The sequence below is a fragment of the Arthrobacter sp. NEB 688 genome, from assembly GCF_013201035.1.
Taxonomy (GTDB): domain Bacteria; phylum Actinomycetota; class Actinomycetes; order Actinomycetales; family Dermatophilaceae; genus Phycicoccus.
This window is the reverse complement of sequence record NZ_CP053707.1, coordinates 3,185,638-3,209,288: the sequence shown is the minus strand read 5'-3', so window position 1 is coordinate 3,209,288 and position 23,651 is coordinate 3,185,638. Positions and strand designations below refer to the sequence as shown.

Genomic DNA, 23,651 nt, shown 5'->3' with positions numbered 1-23,651 from the left:
CCGCCGTCAGCGCGCGGCCAGGGCGGCAGCAGCCTCCACCGACAGGCGTCCGCGATCTTTGATATCCGGGAAACCGTTGCCGCGCAGCCACGCCCGGTCCTCAGCCGACACTCCCGTGGGGCGCGTGGTGGAGCGTCGGGCAGCTGTGCGTCGCGTGGTCGTCTTGCGGGCTGCCTCGAGATAGGGGGCCATCGCCTTCTGGAACGCGGCCCGGTTCTTCTTCGACAGGTCGATCTCGTAGGTGGTCCCGTCGTAGGAGAAGCACACGGTCTGCACGTCGCCGCTCTCCTTCCCGTCGAGGTCGTCGGAAAGGATCGTCACAGTGCGACGTGCCATGGGTGTCTCCTTGCGTTGCGGACCGGGAACCGGGGGAGGGCAACCTCAAGTCTTGCAGCACTGTGACGGCCGCCGAACCCCGTTATCCGGAGCAGAGATGAGTGAGCGCATCCAAGCCGATACGTCGCGGCGGGTTGCGAGCAGCGATGCGGTCATGGACTGCCATGAAGTGTCGCGCGACGCGGTTCGCGACTTGTGGATGACCTCCACGGGCGGCCCTCAGCGACACTCCGTTGGAACCTCGACCCTCACCATCGTTGTTAAGGCTGAGTAGGGCGTTTGGACGTCCCCGCTCGCCGTGAGCCGTTGTCGGTTCCTAGGGCCGGGTCCCCCTTCGGCCTGTGCGGGTTGCGCGCCCCTGGCTGCGATGAGCGGTCAGGCGTCGGCCTGGGTCAGTGGAGCCGATGGTGATGCTTGGCGGCCGATCTTCACCCCGTAGCCGACCAGCCCGACCAGCAGCAGGCACGCACCCACTGATGCGAGGACGGCGAAGAGCGTCGCCCACAGGGCGCTTTCGCTCGACCCGCCGTACCTGCCGCCGCTGTCGCTCGGCCACGTCACCACGGTCAGGACCATGCCGATGAGGTAGAGCCCCGCCCCCACCGCGGTGAGGTCCCCCAACTGCACCCTCGCGTCACCCATGCGGGTCATCGTGCCCCGCTCGCACGCGCGGTGCGCGGCATGGCGGGAGAGAGGTCAGCGGGGCGGTGCGGCGAGCGGACGCTCGAACCACCTCCGGAGGCTGACACCGAAGACGGGCCGACCATCGATCTTGCACGCGGCGCCACATCCGGCCGTCCACGTCTGCCAGCCGTCGTCGGCGAGCCCCTGCGCCCACACCTCGATGTCGCCGTCTGCCGGCCTCCACTGGAAGGTCCGGTAGACCCAGCCGCCTGGTCGCTCGTTCATCTGCTGGAGCGTAGGCATCGGCGCTGACGCTCCAAGAGCCGTGTTGTCCTCGCCGTGTGGAATCGCCACATCGCAGGGACGCGCGCCGCAGGTCTCACCGCCGCGCAGTGCAGTCGGTCTCAGGGGCAGGGGTCGATCGCCGTCGACGGCCACCCCCTTGGGCTATGGGGAGGTGCCCGCGTCCGGGGTGGGTAGGGCGTCCAGTGGCGCACCGCGAGTCGCTGACGCCGGCACGTCGAGCGATGAACTCGAGACTCGATGCCGTCCGGGAGGTGGGGCTTCGCGCACATGGTCGAACACATGCGCCGCGGCCATCGCGGCTACCAGCCTCCTGCGCTGGAGAGGCCGAGCACCTGGCTAGCGCGCGCCGGCTCAGGGGGTTCTGAGGACCGGTCGGACGACCTCCGTCGGGCAACCCGGCTGCACGAACGGGCGGAGGAGTTGGGGTGGTCGAGGAGACTGTCGAGGTCCTCCCGCACATCTGCATCCGGGCGAGAGGACGAACGTCATGGCGATGAGAGGGGGGCCACGGGGGATGGCACTGAAGGTCGGCTGGTATCCGGAGGACGACGGGCGCGAGCGGTACTGGGACGGTGAGAGGTGGACCGACGCCTACCGCCCGGGAGCGCAGGAGAGCGAGCCTGGTCCCCAGGCGTCCCCGGACGTCGAGGTGGGAATCGAACCTGAGAAGAAGGCGGCCACGGCTGGGTGCCTCCCGTGGGTCCTGGGGGGTGTCATCCTCACCTGCATCGCGGGCGGCGTGAAGGGGTGCGGCAACGATGGTTCCTCGAGCTCCGACGGCTACCAGGTGCAGGCCACGTGCGAGGAGCTGGTGAAGAAGAACCTGCGTAACCCGACCACGGCGGAGTTCAGCGAGCAGCAGCGCTCGCCTGCGTCGGCCTCGGGTCTGGTGACGGGTGAGAACGCACTCGGGGGGAAGGTGACCTACCGCTACGCCTGCTCGGTCTCCGGCGACACCGTTCGGCTGGACTCGCTCAACGAGCGGTAGCCGTCACGGGTGCGGCCGGACGTCGACCAGCCGCGGGTTGAACGCGCCGGGAGCGCCGGGCGGCGGTTTGGGTCTCCACCGCGCGCGCGCCGAGTTCAGCGTTGCGCAGGTCTGGTGCTGACCTACCCGAACGCCGAAGGCATGGGGCGCCCCTTTCATGGTCCACGTTGAGCGCTGACCGCAGGTGCTGCCGGTGACTTCAGGTACGTCCGTTCGCGCAGGTCAACGGCTTGTACCTCCTCCGGTGCGCACAGGTACGAGGCCGCATGGCGCCTCTCGGGTACGAAGTCGGAGACGCGCTCTCGCCACGGTTCTGCCGTCGATCACGGCGGAAGGAGCGGGCGATGAGTGTCGCTGCACAGCTGGGCCTGCAGGGCCCCGACGTCGAGCCCCTGCGGGCTGCGCAAGAACGGTGGGGGCAGTGGGCCGGCGCCTACCCCGTCCTGGCCGCAGCGCCCCCGGTGGGCGAGCTGCGCGCCTGGATGCGGGGCCTCGAGGTCGGGCCTCGCAACGACGTCGTCTGCGCCCTGGGCCGGCTCGGCAGCCGTGACGGGGATGACGAGGTCCTCGCGGCAGCGGTCCTTGCCTGGGCGCTGCTGCCGGGTGCTGTCAACGTCGCCCGGCGGCTGCAGTACGCCTCGCCGGTCATCGACGAGCTGGTGGCCTCGCAGCTTTGGCTCGAGGTGCGCACGTGGCCGTCGACGGCCACGCACAAGGTCGCGGCGAACATCCTCGGACGCGTGCACGCTGGTGTGCGGCGCGACTTGGGTCTCGCCGCGCCGACGGACCGGGCGTGGGCCCGCACCAGCCTCCTCGACCCGTTCGACGTCGCCTGGACGTCGGTGCCCACGCCGGCGCAGGAGACGCCGTCCGACCTCGAGCTGCAGGAGGTGCTGGACCGCGCGGTGGCGCGCGCTGTCATCACCGAGAGCGATCGGCGACTGTTGCAGGACCTCGCCGCTCAGACGCGGCCGGGGGACAGCACCCGGGGCCGCGCGGGGCTGGTGACCCGGCGAGCGGGAGTGGCGGTCGCCGACCAGCTGCACCTCTCGGACCGGCAGGTCCGCCGCCGCGCTGGGCGCGCCCTCGACGCGCTCGCCGCGCTGTACGTGCACGGGGTGCCGGCATGAGCGTGGACACGAGGAGCCGCCCGGTCAGCGTGGCCGAGCTGCAGCTCGCCTACCGGAAGATGCTCTTGGGTGACTTCCGCACCAGCGGTCCGGCACGCCCGGCACAGGGGTGGCGACCTGCGGGCGCGGTGCTTCCCGTCGTCGGGGCTTGCGCCGGCGCGGGTGCGTCGACGCTCGCCCTTGCGCTCGCCACGGCCGCCGGTCACGCCTCGTTCGTGGAGTGCGCGAACCCCGCGACCTCCCGGCTGACCGGAGCGGCCACCGAGGAGCTCGGGCGGCACGAGAGCTGGATCCGGGGGAGCAGAGGCAGCGTCATCTTGTGGCGCCCCGCTCACCCCTTCCACACCGTGGCCGATGTCCCGCTCCCGCCCGAGACGCTCGGCGACACCCTGTGCGTCCTGGACGTGGCCTGGGACGCGGGCGGGCTTACCTCGGGCGCGTCATGGCTCGGGACGACCCTGGCGACATCCCGACGGGTCGTCGCCGTCGCACCTGCCACGGTCCCGGGTGTTCGACGGCTTGACGCGCTGCTGCGCACCCTGGGGCACAGCGCGCCCATCCTCGCCCTGGTCGGGCCGCCGCGACGAGCGCCGGAGGTCCGCTCGGGTCTCGCGCGCCTCCTGCGCGAGCACGCCCTCGACCCGAGCCTCGTCGTCACCGTCCCGTGGGAGCGACGGCTTGCCGTGCGCGGCGTGGACTCCCACCCGCTCCCGCGCGGCCTGCACCGCGCCGCCGCCGCTGTCCTGCGGACCGCCTCAGTCGAAGGAGTCTCGTCATGAGCCAGGACCGTCTTCTCGCGCTCGCCGCGCAGGCTCCGGCACGGATCTGCCCCCAGGCGCCACCGGGCGCGCAGCAGTACGCCGACCAGCTGATGGGCTACGTCCTCTGGGCCGTCGGGATGCTCTTCGTCCTCGGCGTCGTCGTCGGCATCGGCGGTGCCGTCGCGGGACGCGTCTTCGGGATGCCCCACGCCTCGAAGGCGAGTGTCGTCGGCATCGTCGTCGTCTTCGTGGCGGTCATCGGCTACCTCGTCCTGCCCGGGATCGTGCGGGCCATGACCGGCTCGGGGTGCGTCTGATGACCCACGGGGAGGACCGGTGGAGCCGGCGCCGGGTCGTGGCGGTCCTCGCCGGCGGCGCCGCGGCAGCCCTGGTGCTGTGCGCCGGGCTCGCGTACGCGCTCTGGGACGCCTTCAACCAGGAAGCCCCTGGCACGACCGCGAGCCCGGCATCGAGGCAGCAGGATGTCGCCGCGCCGGCGAGTCGTGACGAGATCGCCGCGGCCCCCTTCGCGCTCGCGGTGTCTCGACACGGAGCCGGTGGCCCGGACGCGTTCTGGGCGCCAGTGCAGGTCCCTGCGGCCACCGCGCTCGGGCCCGCCGACGTCCCGACCGGCTACCCGCGCACTCCGGCCGGGGCGCTCGGGCAGCTGGCCGCGATCGACGCCACCGTCCTGACCGGCATGAGCCTCGGTGCGGTCCACCGGGTGCACGCCGAGTGGGCCCTGCCGGGGGCGCCGCGCGCCACGGACTGGGTGATGGCGCGCAACGTGGAGGACTTCCTCACCGCCGCCGCAGCCAGCCGGGCCTCCGGACCGCCGACGGTGACCGTGACGCCGGTGGCCGCTGCGGTCAAGGGCACCGACGGCCCGGGCTGGGCCGTGGTGTGCGCCCTGCTGCGGGTGCAGGCCACCCTGGTCAGCACCGCCTCGATCACCTACGGCCACTGCGAACGGATGGCCTGGTCCGACGGCCGCTGGCAGATCGCCCCCGGCACCCCGCCACCGCCGCTCCGGGTGGCCGAGCCGGCAGAGGGCGCCGCGCTCGAGGCCGGGTGGCGCCCCTGGGCCAGCACGCATGAGGGAGTCAGCCGTGGCACCGACTGACGGGTGGGGCGACCTGACGGGTCCGTTCACCGCGCTGGGCAACGTCGCCGGCAAGGTCGTCGCGGACGCGTGGACGGTGGCGATGCTCGGGATCTGGAACGCCGGCCTGTGGCTGCTGCGGCTGGTCCTCGGCCTGCTCGACAAGTTCCTCACCCCGGACCTCTCCGAGAGCGGGCCCCTGGCCTCGACCTACCGCCTGACCGCGTGGGTGGCGCTCTCTCTGGTCGTGGTCCTCATCGCCGTCCAGACCGGGGCCGCGGCGGTCCGCCGCGACGGTCGCTCGATCGCCCGGCTGCTCATGGGCACCGGCCAGTTCGTCATGGTTTGGGCGTGCTGGGTCACCTACGTGCTCGCCCTGCTCGTGGCCTGCTCCGGCCTGACCGAGGCGGTGATGCGCGCCAGCATGGGCGTGGACTCCTGGAGCGCGTGGCAGCCGTGGGGAGCGGTTACGGCCGAGGACCTGGGTGACGCCACCCTCGCGACGGTGCTGGGCGTGCTGGGCGTGCTGGTGCTACTCGCCGCGATCGGTCACCTCGTCGTGCTGCTCTCCCGGGGGGCGGCGCTGGTCGTCCTCACGGTCACGGCGCCGATCGCTGCGGCCGGGCTGGTCTCCGAGGTGGGGCAGGCGTGGTTCTGGAAGACGGTGCGCTGGACGCACGCCGCCGCGCTCACCCCGCCGCTGATGGCGCTGGTCCTCGGCGCCGGGACCCAGATCTCGACCCGTGTCGTCACCGGTGAGGTCCGCTCACTGCCGCAGGCGGTCGGTGCCGCCGTCCCCGGGGTGCTGTTGCTGGTGGTCTCGACGTTCGCCCCGCTGGCGCTGTTCAAGCTGCTCGCCTTCGTCGACCCCGGCACCAGCTCGGGCGCGGCTCTACGGGCCGGTGTCGCGAGCGCCGGCGGGATCGGCGGCCTGCTGCCCGGCGGGTCGCGCCCGGGGGAGGAGGGCGCCGGCTTCGGCGCGACGGCGGCGCTGGGCAGCGACGACGGCGGGCGCTCAGCGGGGGAGAGCGCCGGAGAGGCCGCGACGAGCACCCGGTTCACCCAGTTCGCGAGCGGCTTCCTCGGCACGGTCGGCGGCGCCCTCGGAGCGGCGGCCGGCAGTGCTCTGGGGGCTACGGCCGGGCTGGGCGCCTCGGTTGCCGCGATCGGCGCGGACGCGACTAACCAGATGGGGGTCGGCCACAACACCTACGTCCCCGATGCCGGGCCGCGCCCCAGCGGTGGCGGCAGGAAGCCGGCCCATCTCACCCCCGAGGCGCGCGGAGAGATGCCCGGAACGACTCCGCCCGGGGCCGGCCCTCTTGCGGGCGGCAGCGGGGCAGCCGGCTCCGCCGGGGGCGCCGGCGCGGCCGCCGGCGCAGTCCCGATCATCCCCGCCTGACGGCTGCACCGAAGGAGAGCGACCATGAACGCCACCACCTACCGCGACTACTCCAGGGCCCGCATCGGGTTCTTCTTCGGCCTGACCGGCTGGCAGCTCGCCGCCGTGACCACCGGGGTCCTTCCTGCCCTGTGGGAGGTCTCGCTCGGAGAGTGGGCGTCCGCTGCTGCCTGGCTGGCCGCCTGGGTCGTGATGACGCTCCTGGTCATCACCCCGGTCCGGGGCCGCTCGAGCACGGGCTGGATGCTCGCGGCCACGACCCACGCGCTCGGGGCCGTCGCCGGGTGGAGCCGGTTCACCTCCCACGCCGCCACCGGCGCCGGAGTGGCCGCCGGGACACCCGACCTGCCGGGCGTCCTCGCCACGTGCACCGTGCACGACGCGCCCCCGACGGGACCCCTCGCGCGGCGGGTGGCGCTCGTGCAGCACCACGCGAGCCGCACGTGGGCGGTTACCGCCGCCGTGGTCCATCCCGGCATCGGGCTGAGCGAACCCGGGCAGCGTGACCTGCAGGGCGCCGGCCTGAGCGGGCTGCTGGACGCGGCGCGCGCCACCGAGCTGGTCGACGAGATCCAGCTGATGGTGCGCACCGTGCCCGAGGACGGCGCCGAGCGCGACGCCTGGGTCTCCCGCCACCGACCCCCCGGGGCGCCGACGGTCGCGCGCCGGGTCAACGAGGAGCTGCAGGCTGCACTGAGCTTTGCCGCCGTGCGCACGGAGAGCTTCGTCAGCGTCCTGGTCCCCGAGGCCCGCCTGGGCAAGGCGGCCCGGGAGGCGGGCGGCGGGATCGAGGGCCGCGCCCAGGTCCTGCTGGGGGTGCTCGCCGAGATCGAGGCGCACCTTCGCTCGGGGCTCGGGATGAGCGAGGTGACCTGGCTAACCTCACCGGAGCTGGCGGTGGCCTGCCGGACCGGGTTCGCCCCGGGCGACCGCGCCGGGATCATCGACGCCCTGACACGGCACGGCGCCGCCGACGTCCCGTGGGCACTGGCCGGCCCCTCCGGGGCCGACGCGGCTGCCCGGCACTACAGCCACGACGCGTGGAACTCGATCACCGCCACGGTCCTCCTGCCGGTCCGCGGCGCCCTGATGGGCTCCCTCGCACCGGTCCTGGTCCCGGGCGCGGGGGAGCGCCGCTCGGTCCTGGTCGCCTACCCGATCACCGCCGCTCGGGCCGCGAGCCGACAGACCGCCTCCAGCGAGTGGAGCGCGGACATGGCCGACGGCCTGCGCTCCCGGGCCCGGATGCGCCAGTCCGCCCGCTCGGCGCACGAGAGCGCGCGCGTGCGGGACCTGGACCACAAGCTGGCCCGCGGTCACGCCCTGGTCCGGGCCTACGCCCTGGTCTCGGTGACCGCCCCGAAGACTGCGCGGATCGCCGAGCACGGCCGGCGCCTGGACGCTTCCATCCGGGCGGCCGGGTTCGCACCGCTGCGCATGGACCTCTCCCAGGACGCCGCCTTCGCCGCCGCGACGATCCCGCTCGGGGTCTCCCTCACCAGAGGCCGGGCCTGACATGGCCGGGTACCCGCACCGCTACGGCGAGGGAGCCCCAGCCCTGGAGCATTGGGCCACCGCGTGCCGGGCCAGCGCCGCGGTCCTGCGGCGCGAGGGACATGAGGCGCAGGCCCGCGACCTCGAGGACGCAGCCCGCGCAGCGCGCAGCCACCCGCTCGCCCGCGCGATCGAGGACCGTGAGCCGGGCGACGACGCGAGGTGGGCGACATGAGGCGCCACCGCCCGGCCCCGGGACGCGACGTGCCGCGGCTGCTGACCGACTTCGGGCACGACCTGCCCCGCAGGCCAACGCCCCCACCGGAGGTCCGACCGGTCCGGCTGTTCGACGCGGCCTCCCCGCGGGGGCTGCGCCGAGAAGGCGCCGGCTGGTGCGGGTCACCCCGACCGCCGGTCTCGGCGTGGCGGATGACCTCGGACCAGGCGCCTGCCCTGTGGCCGTTCATCGCCACCCCCGGCCTGCCACCGACCGGCGCCCAGATCGGGATCGACGTCCTGGCCGGGGGGGCGTTCTACGCGGACCCGCTGGGCTGGGTGCTGCGCGACGACGTCGGGGTCACCAACCCCAACGTCATCTGCTTCGGCAAGCCCGGACGCGGCAAGTCGGCCACGACCAAGGCGTTCCTGCTGCGCATGCTCGACTTTGGCTATAAGGCGCTCATCCTGGGCGACCCGAAGGACGAGTACGAACCGCTGGCCCGCCTCCTCGGCGTCACACCCATCGCTGTCGGACCCGGCCTGCCCGCCCGGGTCAACCCCCTCGACTTCGGCCCGCTGGCCACGGGGTGGCAGGAGCTGACGCGCGAGGAGGCCGTCGTGCGCTCCGGGATCGTCTTCGGGCGGTGGCTGACCCTCCTGCGGGGACTGGTCGGCTCGCAGCGGATCGGTGCCCACCCCGTCCCGTTCGGCCCGGTCGAGGAACAGGTGACCAAGGCCGCCCTGCGTGAGCTGACGGGCTACGCCGACGGCGCGACCCACCTGTCCGAGACGACGATCCCGGCGCTGTGGCACCTGCTCGCCAACCCCAGCGAGAGCCTCGTCGCCGAGTGCCGGTACGCGAGCGCCCGGCAGCTGCTGGACGAGACACGGCTGCTGCGCGACGCCCTCGGCCAGCTGGTCGACGGCGCCCTGGCCGGGCTCTTCGACGCGCCGACGACGGTGCGGCTGGACTGGGAGGCGCCGTTGGCCTCGCTCTCGCTCTCCCGGCTGCTGCCGTTGGGTGACGAGGCGGTCGGGATCGCCCTGACCTGCCTTTCCTCGTGGGGGCGAGGGCTGCGCGAGCAGGCCCGGCCCGGCGAGCTGCAGATCACGGTCCGCGACGAGGTCTGGAAGCAGATGCGGCTCGGCCCGGACGCGGTGAAGTCCTTCGACGCCGACCTGCGCCTCTCCCGCAGCAGTGGCGACATTCAGTGGGCCAACGCCCACAAGCCGGCCGACCTGCTCTCGGTCGGGGCGGCCGGCTCGCAGGCGGTGACGATCGCGAAGGACCTGCTGCACCTGGCCGACACGACGATCCTGCACGGACAGGACGCCGGGGTCGCCGACGAGCTGGAGGCCCTGCTCGGGCTGCCGCCGATGGCCAGGGACGTCGTGACCCGCTGGGCGATGCAGGGCAAGGGCCGCGCGCTGTGGCGGGTGGGGGAGCGGCACTACAAGGTGCAGACGGTGCTGCACCCGCTGGAGGCGCAGCTGACCTTCACCAACGACGCCATCACCGGCGCGGCGTGAGGGTGGGCTGAAATGAGCACCCCACGCCCCGCAGCGCTGATGGTGGTTCTTGCCCTGCTCGTCGTCCCGGTCGCCGTGGTCCCCGTCAGCGTGGCCCTGCTGATCAGCGCCATTGCGCTCCCCGCCGCCGCGGCGGCGACCGGCTGCGCACCTGCCGGCACGGTGGCGGGGCCGTGGCGAGCACCGTTCACCCAGCGCTACGTGCGCACGAGCAGCTTCGGGATGCGCCTGCACCCGATCGAGCACGTGTGGAAGCTGCACTCCGGCGTGGACCTGGCCAGTGTGCCGAGCGCCGGCACCGTCGTGGCCGCCCACGCGGGCACCGTCGCGGCCGCCGCGTGGCGGCCAGGGATCGGCCTGAGCGTCGACATCGCCCACGGAGACGGGGTAACGAGCCGCTACGCGCACCTCGCGAGCCTCACGCCCGGTCTGCGTCCGGGCGCCCAGGTGGAGGCCGGTCAGCCGTTGGGAGTGGAGGGCTCGACGGGGACCTCGACCGGCAACCACCTCCACTTCGAGATCCGCGAACGCGACGTCCCCATCGACCCGGTGCCCTTCATGGCCGCCCACGGGGCACCCCTGGACGGTGTCGTACCCACGACACCATCGCCCCGGCCGAATGCGCGCACGACCACCGGTGTCAGTGGCCTTCCCCCGGTGTCCAGCGCCCGGCTGCAGTCCGTCACGACCCCACCGGCGCCCATCCCCGCAGACACCAAGGCGCTGTACGTCGACGCCGGGACGCGGTACGGACTGCCGTGGACGCTGCTCGCGGGGATCGGCATGGAGGAGACCCGCCACGGCGCCACCACGGCGACCTCGAGCGCCGGAGCGCGTGGGCTCATGCAGTTCATGCCCGCCACCTGGGCGGTCTACGGCGTCGACGGAGACGGCGATGGCCGAGCACGCATCGACGACGACGCGGACAGCGTCCACTCCGCGGCCCACTACCTCTCCCGCTCCGGCGCACGCGAGGGCCAACCCGGCATCCGCCGCGCACTGTTCGCCTACAACCACGCCGACTGGTATGTCGCCGACGTCCTCTCCTACGCCCACGCCTACGAAGACGCCGCCCCTGACGCGACAGCCCACTGCGCCAGCCCGGTTCGCCGCACCGAAGGAGGACACCCATGAACGCCACCACCAGCGCGGAACCCAGCGTGATCGCCCTGGTCAACCGCGACCTCGGCGCCGCGGTCCGCCACGCGGCCGGCCACACCCTCTCGCCATTCGTTGCCGCCCACCGCCTCGAGTACGAGCTCGGACCGCTGCGGCACCGCATCGAGCTTCTCGCGCTGCGCCGCCCGGACCTGCTGGCCCGGCTCGCCGCGCACTGGGAGTGCCCACCGGATCCCCGCCACCTCGACGAGGAGCTGACCGAGCACGCGCACCACCTCCTCGTGCGGCGTCACGCCCACGCCGGTGGACACCTCGACGCGCTGACCGAGCCGCTGCGTCGGCCCGGCCCGGACGGCGCAGCTCGTCTGGCCGCCGGCCAGGACCGCACCCGCAGCCAGGTCGCTTCCTCGACGGCCCACGTCACCGACCACCGCCGCAGCCCACGCTGAAGGAGGAGCGATGCAGACCAGCCGCCGCAGCACGCCCTACCTGTGGACGTGGGAGTTGCCCGTCGCCGCGCTGACGCTCGTCGTCGTGCTGCTCGTCCTCGCCGCTCACGCCGGCCGAACCCTGGCCAACGGCATCATGGTCGGTTCGTGGGCGATCACCCCGCGCGAGGAGCTGTTCACCATCCTGCCGAGGCTGCTCGCCGGTGACGCCCGCGCGGGCCTGTCGCCGGGGCCGGCCGCCTCGGCGGGCGCCCTATACGCCTGGGTCGCCCTCTGCGAGAGCCTGACCGTCGCCGGGCTCGTCGCGGTGGCAGTCGTGACGCTGCGGCGGTGGGGGCCTGGCCGGGTCCGCGGGATGGCCACCCGCTCGGAGTGCGAGCAGCTGCTCGGTCTGCGGCGTCTGCGCTCCTGCGCCGCCGTCGTCCGACCGGACCTGCACGGCGGGAGCGGGCGGTGAGGGGCTTCGACCCGACGCAGGTCGGGTGGCGCCTGGGGCGGGCCCACCAGCCCCACGGGGGAGACCTGTGGGTGCCGTGGGACCGGACGGCCGGCGTCATCGGACCGCAGGGGTCGGGCAAGACGCTCGACTTGCTCACGCCCGCTCTGCTCGGCGCGCCGGGCGCGGCGCTGGTCACGCTGACCAAGCCCGACGACCTGCTCTTGACGATCACGTCCCGCTCCAGCCGAGGCCGCCCGTGCGTCGTGCTCGACCCCTTCGGTCTCGTCCCCGGTCTGCCGGAGCTGGTGTGGGACCCGATGGCCGGGTGCGTCGACCCCGTCGTCGCCGAACGCCGTGCGAAGGCGTTCACGGCCGGGACCGTCGGCGCCGCCGGGCAGCGCGGACACGGGGATGACGCCGCCCGGTTCTACGCCGCGGAGGCGGCCAAGGTCATCCAGGCCTACCTGCACGCTGCGGCCCTGACCGGACGCACCCTCGACGACGTCCTGCGCTGGGTGGCTCACTCGGCGGCCGCGACCGAACCGCTGGAGATCCTCGGCGGCCACCCTGACGCGGCCCCGTTCTGGCGAGGCCTGCTCCACGGCGCCCTACGCGGCGACGAGCGCACCGCCGGGAACACCACGACCACCGTGCAGCAGGCGCTGGCACTGTTCTTCCAGGAAGGCACCCGTCGACGCTGCACCCCTGCGGCGGGGCGGCCGGCCACGGACGTCGCCGACGTCATCGCGCGCGGCGGGACGATCTACCTCCTCGGGCGGGACAGCCCCTACGACTCGGCCTCACCCCTGATGACCGCCGTCGCCGAGCACGTCCTCGACACCGCCCTCGAGCTCGCGCACGGGTCACCGTGGGGTCGACTCTGCCCTCCGATGCTCGCCTGCCTCGACGAGCTTCCCTCCACCACACCGCTGCCGACCCTGCAGACCCGCATGGCCAACGAGCGCGCCCTCGGCGTCTCGTTCATCTGGGCAGCGCAGACACGCGCGCAGCTCACCCAGGTCTTCGGCGAGCACGCCGCGCGCTCTGTGCTCGGCCTCACGAACGTCCTGGTCATGTTCGGCGGATCCAAGGACGCGACCTTCAACCAGGAGACCTCCGACCTGCTCGGCCGCGTCCGTGTCCCCCGGACGACGTGGGGTTCTGGAGCAAGCCAGCGCTCGGTCAGCGGTGAGGACATCCCCATCCTCACCGGTCCCGAGATCCGGCAGCTGCCGCCCCGGCATGCCCTCGTCGTCGCCGAGCACGGCCGACCCCTCATCGCCCGCCTCACCCGCTGCACCGACGGACGGGACGGTCGGTCCCTGATCGCGGCCAGGGATCGGACCCGCGACGGCCTGCTCCAGCGACGGGCCACCGACGTGCCCATCGGCGCGCGCACCGCCGCCTCGGTCGCACGCGCACACACGATGGGACTGGACGGCAGCCCTGGTGGAGGTGGGTGGGGTGATGGATGACCTCGTCGGCCCCACCCGCGAGGATTCGATCGTCCTCGCCTTCCCGCGCCCCGGGCGCCTGGTCGAACACGCCTACTGGGAGCTCCAGATCGCGGCCAGCGGCAGCCCGGAGCAGGTGCGCGCCCTGGGAGACCTTCGTCGCCTCCCACGCCCGTGGGACCCACCCACCTGCACGCACCCCGACCTGCGCCTCGATATCTGGCTCTGGCTCGACGCCGTCGTCTCGTGGATCAACCACGAGTACACCTGGGACCCAGCGTCTTTCATCCCTGGCTGTTGGGCCGAGCACCCGCATTTGGTCCACGATCTCGCTGTGCTCGCCGACCAGCGCCGCCGGGCAGGGATGGCGAACACGTCCGACGCCCTCGAGGACTGGCACCGGTACGCGCTCCCCGCCTTTCACGACCGGCTGAAGGAGCGGCTGCGGAACCACTGCGACAACGGGCACCAGCCGTGGCCATCGATCAGCAGGCACGTACGGCACAGCAGCGATCCTCATCGCAGACGACGAGTCCAACTCTTCTCGATCGACGCCGGCCCCGAGCAGCCGACAGGACCCCCCATTCCCAATGAGTCAAGTCTGCGCCTCGTGGATGGAGAGATCATCAGTCTCGAGTCGGGGGATGTTTACACGCCAGGCGAAGATGGAGTAACCGGACACCCCCTCCGGTGTAGCTCTGCCGGGCAGCCCAAACGTGAGCGCGGCGGGCCCGACGCCACCGATTGCTCGGTGGCCGTGTCTCGGAGCGAGAGTGGCCGCGCCGACGGACAGAGTTGACGCTTCGCCGCCGGCGCGGCCACCAGGCCTACCTCAGTCCCAGTTGTCGAACGAGTCGTACACAGCGCCGCTGGGGTCGAGTCGGATCAGCTGGGTGCCACTGGGGTAGACCCACAGCTGCCAGCCGAGCATGGTGTTCCCCCCAGCAGTCTTGAGGGTGACCACGAAGTCGTAGCGAACGGCCGTCACGTTTCCGCTGCCGTCGCGATCGATCTTCGCGGTCACGACCGGACCCACCGACAGGTCGGAACCAACCGTGTTGCCCGTGGTCAGCACGTCGGGAGTCTTGGTCCACGGCATGTAGTAGACGTAGTAGCTGCCCTGGAAGTAGCGCTTCCAGCAAGCCTTGGGATAGGTGGTAACCGTGTAGCTACCCGTTCGTGACTGCATCGCATTGACGCCTGAGACAACAGTTCCACAGTTGTCCCGGACGCCGGTGCCCGCAAGTGCGGGGGCGGCGGAGATGACGCTGAAAAACATTGCGACAGAGGCGGCGAGGACCGCGGTTCTCTTCATGTGCACTCCCTCAACCAAGTTGGCTACCGGTGGAAGACCCGTCGGCGAGCGAAAAGTACACCCGGTGTTTGCGGGATGACGAGGCTTGGGCGGTCTCACGTCACGAGTACAGGAATGGGAGCGGGTAACAGCCGCCAGATTGGTTGCTCTTGAGCGTGGCCGCCCAAGCGGAGCGCTCCGTCGGGGGCGGGCTGTGCGGATCGCTCAAGAGGCTGGTTAAGAGAGTTTGGTTCCTATGCGGATCCGGAACTGCCCAGCTAGAGAGGGATTTAGGGAACGCTTCCCATGACGCAGAGCTCGGGGGAAGCATGACGCTCGCCGGTTCGGCTAACAGATGTGTCGTCTCTCAACCGCTCGGCAACTAGCAGTGCGGTGTCCTGCGCGTAAAGAGCCTTGCAACTTGATGCAAGTGCAGGCTGCTGCAGCACACTGCCTAGCGGTTCTCCGCTCCTTCGGCGCCTCAACCGAGCATAAGCGTCGTGCGCGAGCCCTCCGAAAGCCCTGCCCACCCGCTCAGGGGTTGTGGCTGACGTGGTGCGTACGACTGGAAGGATCGCCGCACGCACCACGCGATAGTCACAGGGTGACGTCAGCCTTCGCGAGCAAGAGCTTGTGGTCGGAGTCTGTGCTGGTCACGGTGATGCCAGCCGCCTGAACTGCACTCGTACGGTTCTGTGAAAAGAACACGTAGTCGATCTTGCGACCGTCGGCAGAGGTCACATCGCCTCCGCGCCCGGCAGCCTGGTCGGCCTCAGTAAACCGGCCGTTGCCGTTGAGGGCGTACATGGAGTCCATCTCGTCCGTATACGGCGTGGCGTTGAAGTCACCACCCACGACGACGGATCCCTGATTGTTGATCCACTGATTGGTGATCTGCTTGATGGCAGCCGTCTGCAGCTTGCGGGCAGTGGGATCTCCCTTCGCCAGGTGGACCGAGCAGATGAACCTCTTGACCGTTGCTCCGTACCGAACACAGACGAGTTCGACGGTCCGGCCAGTGTCGGCCGGCAAGGCGGGCCACAGCCCATCAGCGCCCGCTTGGCCACGCAGAATCGCTGCCACTCCGACAGCCTTGCCGTCACTGCAAGCGCCGGCGCGACTCTCGCGCCAGTTCACTGTCCAACCGGGGTGCTCCGAGATCAGGCGGTCAGCGTCGGTCTTGCACACCTCCTGCAGGGTCAAACCGTCCGCGGATGTGTCTGCGGCCAGTTGCACGGCGGCGGCGATGGCCGACCACTTCTTCTCGACGTTGTGCTGCACGATCTTGACCCTCTCGGGTGCGGCGCTGGCGGGGGCGGCAGCGGCCACGCAGCCGAGTGTGGCCAAGAGCGCCGATGCGGTCATCGTTGTTGCGCGTAGGACGGGTGAGCGCTTCACGGTTCTCCTTGAGTCGATCCAGGTACCGGGACGGCCCTGGGCAGGGGTTTTCGTCGTCGAGTTGCCGCCTTCGGGGTGGACATGATCGGCGGTGCCACGTAAGCGGCATCGCACGAGCCCTCGGTGGACGGTTGCCGGTGAACTGGATCAGGGCATCGACCAACGCGACAGCCGACAGGGTGCCGCCCCAAACGTGTTCTAGCCACGCGGTTGCAGCAAGCTGCATCGTGCTGCGAGCCAGAGCGGCGCGAGAGGGACGAGATGAGTACTCGACCTGCCAGCCCGCCATCCTCTCGTCTGGCCGTCCGACGCCACAGCGAAGACCACCGCGATGCCGGAGCCCGCGCGGGCCGAGGATCCAGCCTCGGGCCGGCTCGGTCACCACTTGATTGAAGGTGCGTGGTTTCACCGTGGCCTCCCACACAACCCTTCGGCCATCTAATGGGAGCACCCAAGACTGGGTGAAAGCTCACACGTTCAGCAGGCAGGCCGGGTCAGGTTGAGTCGTGGAGTTTGGGAGAGAACGAGCACTCACACTGGGCCAGCTTCAAGTCTCCGCAGCGCCCAGCTGCCCGTCGGGCGTCAGCTACCGCGGACGCGCCGCCCAATGCAGTGATTCCTCGGACACGCCTATGCGGCGCAGGGGGTCGATGGACTGTTGGCGGCACACGGGTCGTCTGCACCGGCCAAAGAATCGTCTACCTCGCCCGGGCTGAGCGAGTGCCACGCGCAGTCCTCGGCGCTAGAACCTTTCGACTGTTCTCGATCCACGGTGGTTGGCCTGCTCGATGCGTTGGCCATGCGGGTGCCCCCGCGCGCTCGTTCCACTCCTCTGCGGCTGTGACCAACTGCTCGAACATCGAAGGCGTAGTGGCAAAGCCCTGGGAAGCCAAGTGCGCGATTCGCTCGGTCCATCGTTCCGGGTCATCGACGGCAGTAATGCGTATGGCGGCCTCTGCGGAGTCTGGTGCAACGAGGTGCGAGAGCTCGTGGATGAGTCGGTCGGCGACCGACCTACTCGTCGTGAGCGCGCGGAGGACGCCTTCACGACCTTGGCTCTCGATGACCGAGGAGGGGTCCTCTCCGGTCGGAAGTCTTGCCTCTCGAGGCCACACCCCGTGGGGGGCGAGCATCCAGAACGCCCGCTCCGCAGCAGAGCGTCCGGCCGGGTCATGGTCGAATGCAAGGACGGGGCGAGTGTGCCGCTCGGCGATGAGGCGTGCTTGTGCAGCCGTGAGTGCGGTGCCGAGGGGTGCCACACCGACGAAGGCTTCGTCGCCGGCTGTCGTGACTGCCAGCGCGTCGATTGGGCCTTCGACGACGACCGGGACGGCGCCGTTCAGACGGCCGCCTGTGGGCATCCCGTAGAGCACGTCGCCCTTGTGGAAGAGGACGGTGGTGGGGGTGTTGAGGTACTTGGGGCCGTGGTCGTCACCTCCGTCGGGGTGGCGGCGGCCGACGAAGCCAAGGGTAATGCCGTCCTTTTCGATAGGCAGCAGGAGGCGGTCGCGGAACCTGTCGATGAGGCGCCCAGTCTTGGCGCGGCTGCTCAGTCCCAAGGCGATGAGTTCGTCGTCGCTCGCGCCGAGTGAGCGCATGTGGTGGGTGAGGTGTGTCCAGCCTGGTGGGGCATAGCCGGCTCCCGGAGGGACGATTTCGAGCCGGAGCCGACGTCGGAGGTAGTCCCCGGCCCATGCGGTGTCGAGCAGGCGGGAGTAGTACTCGCGGGCGAGTGCGTTGAGCTCGGCGGCTCGTTGCGGGGTGAACGGGGCGTCGTCCCAAGCGGCGGCACGGGCCACCATGTGTTCGATCTCGCTCTCGCTCAGCGGTTGAACACCCATGGTGCTGCGGACGAGGGCGGCGGCAGTCAGGCGGGTCTCGATGTCCGGCGCTGGGACTGACACCGGCGCCTCGATACCGGTCCCCGACTCCAGCGATTGGGGTGGGGCCCAGTCGTCCGGGGCATCGGCGAAGTCTTCTGGGCGGGGGGTGCCTTCATCTGGGGGTGGGTCGGCGAGAACGCTGAGTCGCCAGGTGAGGGCTTGGCAGGCGTCGAGGTCTGGATCGACGACGCCAGCGCTGGAGACGAGGTGGCGTTCGAGGTCAGCCGGGTGGTTTCCGCGGGCGAGGGAGTGTTCGAGGGTGGCGACCAGCGCGGGCCACCACGGGCTCGCCTGCAGGCCGGAGCGTTGCTCTGCGGAGAGGGCGCGGGTGAGCTGGTCCAGCCATTCGGTGTGGTGAGCGGGGGCGGCTTCCACCTGGAGTGCGACCGCGGGTGAGAGGTGGCGGCTGATCCGCCACCACAGTGCGGCGGCGGCGTGGTCGTCCGGCAACGGGGCACGAACTGCGGTCGCCAGGAGGGCGCGTGCATCCACTCCGGCGCGGCTAACTGCGGCGAGTCGTAGGGCGAGGACGAGGGTGAAGTCGTCGCCGCGCACGCTGGGGGCGAGCGAGTGCAGCAGGGTGCCCCATTCGGCCAGGGCGGGAGAGTCGGTGCCGAGACGGGCGTCGAGGGTGCGCTGCCACAGCGCAGCCGTCTTCGTGAGGCACCTCGGCCCGGTGGCCCTGTGGTCGTCAGCATTGACGCCGGCCGCGGCGCGCCAGAGCGTGACGTCGACGAGCAGCTCTGGCTCCACCCGACGCCCCTCCGGCCACCAGGCCGGGAGGGTGCTGGCCGGGAGGGTGCTGGCAGGGGTCTCGCGCCGGACCTGCTCGGCGAGGTCGACGACGAGATCGCGTCGCGCGCGGAGGTAGGTGTCCCACTCGGGGTCGGTTCCGAGTGCGGCCGGGATGGGGGGCAGCCACGGGAGGGGGCCGCGCCCGGCGCGGTGCAGGTCGCGGTCGTCGAGCCGCCAGTCCAGGACGGCGGCGCGGTCTCGACTGCCGGTGAGGTCTCGTTCCGCAGCGGACTCGAGCGCGCGACGTGGGTCGGTGCCGGCGGCTGCGAGGAGGGCGAGGTGGGAGCGCAGGGCCGGCCACGCGGGCTCGTCGGTGAGGCCGGGGATGGTGCGGTTCGCGTCGCAGCCGAGCTGCGCGAGGCCGTGGGCTCCGAGCCGCAGGCCGGCGGCGACGTGGAGGGCGTCGGTGTACCGGGCGACGGCGGCCTGCAGACGAGCATGGGGCGCGGCTGCGTCGCATTGGAGGGTGGTGGCGGAGCGGGGGGCGTCGTCGCGGGCGAGGATCGCCTCGAGGATGTCCGTCGCGGTCGGGGGGTGGACGGCGTCGGGGCGGATAACGCGGTGGGGGTCGCCGTCGGTGGAGAACTGGAGGTAGAGGTGGTTGGCGTCGGCTCCTCGGGTGAGCAAGGTGTAGAGCTGTTGGCGGCTCTCGGTGCCGGTCGCGAGACCGTGCACGGTGTCGACGGAGACCCCCTGCGCGGCGTGGGTCGTAGTGGCATAACCGAGCTCGACACTTTCTCGGACGTAGTCGGAAGGAACCACGGCGTGCTGGCTGGTTCGGCTGTGGGAGAGCGTGAGTGAGCCGTCGGGTGCGATGTGCGTGATGCTCCACCGGTCACCGTTCTTGACCCAGTCGGTGCTCGAGAGGCGCAGCCGTCGGTCGTTGCGACGGGTGATGACGATGTCCCCGATGTGCCCGACGGCGCCGTCGGCGAGCGGGACGCCGGTGGGGTCGAGGGTCGCGCCGAGGCGGTGGGCCTGGGCGCGCCGGTTCAGGGCGGTGACGAGGTCTCGGGTGGGGGCGAGCATGAGGCTGTCGCGGCCGGCCGTGCAGTCCTCGACCCAGGCGCTGAAGACCTGTTCGGTGGTGGCGGCGGGGTCGCCGACGTGGACGCGGCCGTGGTCGAGGTAGAAGCCGAGGGCCTCGGGTCGTCCCTCGCGCAGGGCGAGCGAGGCCATCCCTTCGGCCGGGTCGGTGAAGCGCATCAGCTGGGTGAGGTGCAACGCGCCGTGGGTGTCGGCGATGTCGCGCAGCACGCCGCCGGCTCCGATCGCGGCGAGCTGGTGGGTGTCCCCGATGAGGCGCACCTGGCCGCCACGACCCAGGACGTAGGTGACGGGGGCGTCGAGGGAGAGGGTGTCGGCCATCGCGGCCTCGTCGACGATGACCAGCGTCCGTGGTCCGACGCTGGTCACCCAGGCTGGCCTGTCGTCCTCGTGCTGCGTGAGGGACCAGTTGAGCTTGGCGAGGGTGTCTGTGGCGGCTCCAGTGCTCTCGCGCAGGACGGTGGCGGCCGCCGCGGACGGGGCGAGACCGACGACATCGCCCCCGTCCTCGAGCCATGCCGCGGTCAGTGCCCGCATGGCGGTGGTCTTGCCGGCGCCGGCGGGCGCGAGGGCGAGCTGCACCCGGGCTGCGGAGGTGGCCATTCCGCGCACGAGAGCTGCCTGGCCGGCGTTCAGGACGGTGCCGTTGGCGGCGTGCTCGAGCAGCGTGAGGTCGACCGCCGCTGCCGAGCACGCGGGCCGGTCCGCGATCCCGGCCGCGGCGATGATGCGCTGCTCGGCGGCCAGGACGGCGGCGCTGGTGTGCAGCGTGCCCCCGGCGATCTCGTACACGCTGCTCCCGTCGGATCGCCGCAGGGCCGGTGGCTCGGCGATGCCGTCGCCGCCGGGGGAGAGGCGGACGGAAGCGACCAGGGCAGCCGCGGTGACGGTGTCGACGACGTGCTCGATCAGGTGTGGTGGGAGGGTCGCGGCGCGGACCTGCCGCAGCGCCTCCGCTCGCACGTGCCACACCTGCCACGTCGCGCGCCGCGACTGCACCTGCTCGAGCACGCGCTGGGCCAGCTGCTGCAGTGCCGCGGTGTCCGGCAGGACGGTGTCGGGTCGGCAACGTGCGGGGAGGCAGGCCTGGACCATGGCCTCGCGGCCGCCGGGTCCGAGGACCTCATCAGCCTCCAGGCGCCAGGCGGCCCGCTGCTGGGCGAGGGTGCGGGGTGGGTGCTTGTCCTCGCGGGTCTCGAGGGTGGCCTGCTGCGCGAGGTGGATCGCCTCGATGCTGGTCGGCGGGCGGCCGTGGGCGCGCTGGAAGTCCTGCGCGAGCTCGCCGCGTCGGGTGTCGATGGCGTGGCGCCGACTGGACCAGCGGGTGAGGAGGGCCGGGTCGACGCCGTCGATCTCCCGCACCGGTCGGGTGTCGCGCCCGGTGTGTTCGCGTGCGGTGAAGCGCACCCCGAGCCGGCTGCGCAGGTGCCCTTCGAGGGCGGTGTTGTAGGTCTCCGACGCGCTGACGTGCGCCTTGTAGAGGATGCGTCCGTCGATGGCGAGCCACGACCCGGATCCGCAGGCCTGGACCTTGTTGGCGACGGCGACGTGGGTGTGCAGGTCGGGATCTCCGGCGCGGGAGTCGCGGTGGGTGAACGCGGCCGCGACCAATCCGGTGGTCTCGACCTGGCGGACCCCGTCGGTGCCTTCGCGGGTGAAGAGGGCGTGCTGCTCGAGGAAGGTGAGGGCGTCTCGGACGGCGTCGTGGTGGGCGAGCTCGATCTGCGCGGCGACCTCTGGCGGCGCGAGGGCCCAGAGGGCGGAGACGGACTTGACGGGGGAGAAGGTGAGGTCGAAGCCGGCCACGGCGCGGGTGCGGGGGCGTGAGTAGCGGGCGAGCGCGGAGGCGAGCTCCCGTGCGCCGGAGGGCGGCCGGCCGTGCTCGGCGGTGAAGATCTCGGTCGCGACCGCGGTCCGGATGCTCGCCTTGGTGTCGGGGTCGACGGGGTAGTCGCGGGGGTGTCCGAGGGCGGCGGCGTGGTCCTCGATCCGGCGGGCGACCTCGAGCAGGAAGGCCGGGGTGTCGTTGGCGTAGACCTTGTAGGTCGCCCCGAGCCGGGTGGCGGCGCGCAGGTCACGCTCGGTGAGGTCCGGCCCCTCGAGGCGGGCGGAGCGTTGTGTCGCGAGGGGGTGCAACCCGGTCCCGAACAGGGCCCGCATCTGCTCCTCGGTGACCTCGTCTCCGACCTGCAGCCCGTCGATCCCGGCCAGGCCGGAGCCGACCCACCGGCCGGGGGTCTCGCCCTGCTCGGTGTAGTACGACGCGAGCGAGGCCCGCGCTGCCGGGCCGTGGTCGTGCGCGGCGACCTGCCGGGTCAGGTACGTGTACCCGGTGCCCGCGGTGAGCTTGTGCAGGCTCATCGTCACACCGCCCAAGGGCACCGCGCCGCCACCGGTGGACGCCGCCGCGAGAGCGGGTACGACCCGCAATGCATGAGGTGTGCAGTGGATGGCGTTTTCTGGGTTGGGCTCGTCGGGTGGGGCGGGCATCCGTTGGGGGGACAGGGCTGGTGTGTGTGTCCACGGGGAGGGGTGGTGGCGCCTTTGGGGTGTGGAGGTGCGGTGATGGGTCGTCGAGATGATGAGCAGCGGGCCCGTCGGGCGGTGCTGGAGGGTCAGAGCGCGTGGCGCGCCGAGCGCGCGGCGAAGGACGCGCGGTGCAGCCGGCTGGGGGTGGAGGTGGCCGTCGCCCTCCGCGAGCGAGACACCTGGGTGGCGCAGTGCGAGCAGCGAGCCGCTGCGGCGTTGGCAGCGCTGACCGACGGTGAAGGCTTGTCGGTGGCGGAGGCCTTGCGGTGGTGTGGTGGTCTGCTCAGCGGGCCGGAGGTGGCACGGCTGCGTCGTCTGTCGCGGCTGGCGGCGGTCGAGGTCGTGGGCGAGGCAGACAGCGGGCAGGCCAGTTCTTCGCCGACGTCGTCAGGCAGTGACTGACGGTCGGGGGCCGTGCGGGGCCCCCGCTGGCGTGAGCATTCGTTGGGCGGCCATGAGCTGCTCGTAGGGCCTTGTGAGCCCGAGCGCTGTCAGCGCGTCGTCGCCCGGAGTGGGCTGTGGCCGCGGAGGCGTGGCGCTCACCCACGTCCAGCCGTATGAGAGCCCGACGACGAGCGCGGTCATCACGGCCATGGGCAGATGATGGGAGAGAGCGAAGTTGGCGATGGCGATGCCGCCTGGGACGGCCCGCAGCCGCCACGCGTGCACAATGAGCGGAGAGGGGGCAAGGCCGCGCACGGCGGCGGCCGTCGCGCTGGCGAGCAGGAGCCACGGTGCCCGCAGGAGCGCGAGTAGCGGGTGCAGCCGTGTCCGACCAGTTCGGACGCTGGCGGCACTGTGGATGAGGGTGGCGGCTGCCTGGTGGGGGGTGACAGCCCGGCGAGCAAGAGCGTCGATGAGGCCCAACGGCACCATGACAGTCCGGTGGCCGGCCCCCGTCGCGATGAGGCTCCGGTCACCGCGTCGCACGAGAAGCGTGACGAGAGGTGGTCCGTGCTGCGCTCGGCACATGATGCTCACGGCTGGTGCGAGCAGGAGGCGCTCGTGGGCGGTCGGTGCCCGGCCGCCGGCCAGGCGCGCACGGAGGAAGTCGCCACGTGCCGCGGCGATCCAGGCGGCGACGGCGACCGGAATGAGGGGCGCGAAGCCGCCGGCCCTGTCGAGAACCAGGGGCAGGACGCAGAGCCAGAGTGCGGCGCCAGCGGCGAGCGGCACCCCCTCGCGAAGCACGCAGTGGGTGGTTGACCTCATGACCGCCTCCGACGTCCTGTGGCCCTTCGTGAGTTCGAGGGCCTCGATGTGTCTCACGGTCCTCTCGACCACCGTCACCGAGGGCTGGGGTTGTCCACAGGGCAGGTGAGCTGCGCCGCTTTGTTGCGCGTCCACCGGGA

The 23,651-nt window shown here is 71.9% G+C and carries 21 protein-coding genes; 14 read left to right on the top strand and 7 right to left on the bottom strand.

Features of this window, described 5'->3' with window-relative positions:
* Positions 1 to 6 precede the first annotated feature (6 nt).
* From HL663_RS15065 to HL663_RS15055, 3 genes are all read right to left on the bottom strand, one after another.
* On the bottom strand, positions 7 to 336 hold the full coding sequence (locus HL663_RS15065; protein ID WP_173029128.1) for a histone-like nucleoid-structuring protein Lsr2: 330 nt from the start codon (positions 334 to 336) through the stop codon (positions 7 to 9).
* 375 nt (positions 337 to 711) lie between these two features.
* A complete protein-coding gene (locus tag HL663_RS15060) occupies positions 712 to 978 on the bottom strand; it encodes a hypothetical protein (RefSeq protein ID WP_173029127.1) in 267 nt (88 codons plus the stop codon).
* A gap of 54 nt (positions 979 to 1,032) precedes the next feature.
* The gene (locus HL663_RS15055; RefSeq protein WP_173029126.1) at positions 1,033 to 1,245 is read right to left on the bottom strand and encodes a hypothetical protein; all 213 of its coding nucleotides are present in this window, start codon (positions 1,243 to 1,245) and stop codon (positions 1,033 to 1,035) included.
* A gap of 535 nt (positions 1,246 to 1,780) precedes the next feature.
* Here HL663_RS15055 and HL663_RS15050 point away from each other — a divergent pair.
* From HL663_RS15050 to HL663_RS14990, 13 genes are all read left to right on the top strand, one after another.
* Positions 1,781 to 2,254, top strand: coding sequence for a DUF2510 domain-containing protein (locus tag HL663_RS15050; protein WP_173029125.1), 474 nt, complete (start codon positions 1,781 to 1,783; stop codon positions 2,252 to 2,254).
* A 344-nt stretch (positions 2,255 to 2,598) separates the two neighbouring features.
* Positions 2,599 to 3,384 carry a hypothetical protein gene (locus tag HL663_RS15045; protein ID WP_173029124.1) on the top strand — a complete coding sequence of 262 codons (786 nt, stop codon included), beginning with the start codon at positions 2,599 to 2,601 and terminating at the stop codon, positions 3,382 to 3,384.
* Positions 3,381 to 4,163: a hypothetical protein gene (locus tag HL663_RS15040; RefSeq protein ID WP_173029123.1), complete on the top strand. Its 783-nt coding sequence runs from the start codon at positions 3,381 to 3,383 to the stop codon at positions 4,161 to 4,163. The genes HL663_RS15045 and HL663_RS15040 overlap by 4 nt, the downstream gene beginning before the upstream one ends.
* Positions 4,160 to 4,462: a hypothetical protein gene (locus tag HL663_RS15035; RefSeq protein ID WP_173029122.1), complete on the top strand. Its 303-nt coding sequence runs from the start codon at positions 4,160 to 4,162 to the stop codon at positions 4,460 to 4,462. The genes HL663_RS15040 and HL663_RS15035 overlap by 4 nt, the downstream gene beginning before the upstream one ends.
* Positions 4,462 to 5,268 carry a hypothetical protein gene (locus tag HL663_RS15030; RefSeq protein WP_173029121.1) on the top strand — a complete coding sequence of 269 codons (807 nt, stop codon included), beginning with the start codon at positions 4,462 to 4,464 and terminating at the stop codon, positions 5,266 to 5,268. Before HL663_RS15035 ends, HL663_RS15030 begins: the two co-directional genes overlap by 1 nt.
* On the top strand, positions 5,255 to 6,649 hold the full coding sequence (locus HL663_RS15025) for a hypothetical protein (protein ID WP_286175688.1): 1,395 nt from the start codon (positions 5,255 to 5,257) through the stop codon (positions 6,647 to 6,649). The genes HL663_RS15030 and HL663_RS15025 overlap by 14 nt, the downstream gene beginning before the upstream one ends.
* 24 nt (positions 6,650 to 6,673) lie before the next feature.
* The gene (locus tag HL663_RS15020; protein WP_173029119.1) at positions 6,674 to 8,164 is read left to right on the top strand and encodes an SCO6880 family protein; all 1,491 of its coding nucleotides are present in this window, start codon (positions 6,674 to 6,676) and stop codon (positions 8,162 to 8,164) included.
* A gap of 408 nt (positions 8,165 to 8,572) precedes the next feature.
* Complete coding sequence (locus HL663_RS15015; RefSeq protein ID WP_286175687.1) at positions 8,573 to 9,892, top strand: putative type IV secretion/conjugal transfer ATPase; 1,320 nt, start codon at positions 8,573 to 8,575, stop codon at positions 9,890 to 9,892.
* Between the two features lie 90 nt (positions 9,893 to 9,982).
* Complete coding sequence (locus HL663_RS15010) at positions 9,983 to 11,026, top strand: peptidoglycan DD-metalloendopeptidase family protein (protein ID WP_173029117.1); 1,044 nt, start codon at positions 9,983 to 9,985, stop codon at positions 11,024 to 11,026.
* The gene (locus HL663_RS15005; RefSeq protein WP_173029116.1) at positions 11,023 to 11,460 is read left to right on the top strand and encodes a hypothetical protein; all 438 of its coding nucleotides are present in this window, start codon (positions 11,023 to 11,025) and stop codon (positions 11,458 to 11,460) included. The genes HL663_RS15010 and HL663_RS15005 overlap by 4 nt, the downstream gene beginning before the upstream one ends.
* Positions 11,461 to 11,470: 10 nt before the next feature.
* Positions 11,471 to 11,917, top strand: a complete 447-nt coding sequence (locus HL663_RS15000) for a conjugal transfer protein (RefSeq protein WP_173029115.1) — start codon at positions 11,471 to 11,473, stop codon at positions 11,915 to 11,917.
* Positions 11,914 to 13,374, top strand: a complete 1,461-nt coding sequence (locus HL663_RS14995; protein ID WP_173029114.1) for a type IV secretory system conjugative DNA transfer family protein — start codon at positions 11,914 to 11,916, stop codon at positions 13,372 to 13,374. Before HL663_RS15000 ends, HL663_RS14995 begins: the two co-directional genes overlap by 4 nt.
* Positions 13,367 to 14,152, top strand: coding sequence for a hypothetical protein (locus HL663_RS14990; RefSeq protein WP_216842584.1), 786 nt, complete (start codon positions 13,367 to 13,369; stop codon positions 14,150 to 14,152). The genes HL663_RS14995 and HL663_RS14990 overlap by 8 nt, the downstream gene beginning before the upstream one ends.
* Positions 14,153 to 14,185: 33 nt before the next feature.
* On the opposite strand, the gene HL663_RS14985 is transcribed toward HL663_RS14990, so the two are convergent.
* From HL663_RS14985 to mobF, 3 genes are all read right to left on the bottom strand, one after another.
* Entirely contained in the window at positions 14,186 to 14,668 is a 483-nt protein-coding gene (locus HL663_RS14985; RefSeq protein WP_173029113.1) for a hypothetical protein, read from the bottom strand.
* A 576-nt stretch (positions 14,669 to 15,244) separates the two neighbouring features.
* Positions 15,245 to 15,976 carry an endonuclease/exonuclease/phosphatase family protein gene (locus tag HL663_RS14980; RefSeq protein ID WP_173029112.1) on the bottom strand — a complete coding sequence of 244 codons (732 nt, stop codon included), beginning with the start codon at positions 15,974 to 15,976 and terminating at the stop codon, positions 15,245 to 15,247.
* A gap of 767 nt (positions 15,977 to 16,743) precedes the next feature.
* Positions 16,744 to 22,131, bottom strand: coding sequence for a MobF family relaxase (mobF, locus tag HL663_RS14975; RefSeq protein ID WP_173029111.1), 5,388 nt, complete (start codon positions 22,129 to 22,131; stop codon positions 16,744 to 16,746).
* A 243-nt stretch (positions 22,132 to 22,374) separates the two neighbouring features.
* Here mobF and HL663_RS14970 point away from each other — a divergent pair, with 243 nt between their 5' ends.
* Complete coding sequence (locus HL663_RS14970) at positions 22,375 to 22,701, top strand: hypothetical protein (protein ID WP_173029110.1); 327 nt, start codon at positions 22,375 to 22,377, stop codon at positions 22,699 to 22,701.
* Here the strand turns inward: HL663_RS14970 and HL663_RS14965 are convergent.
* Positions 22,687 to 23,568: a hypothetical protein gene (locus HL663_RS14965; protein ID WP_173029109.1), complete on the bottom strand. Its 882-nt coding sequence runs from the start codon at positions 23,566 to 23,568 to the stop codon at positions 22,687 to 22,689. The two genes, HL663_RS14970 and HL663_RS14965, sit on opposite strands and share 15 nt — an antisense overlap.
* Between the last annotated feature and the right edge of the window lie 83 nt (positions 23,569 to 23,651).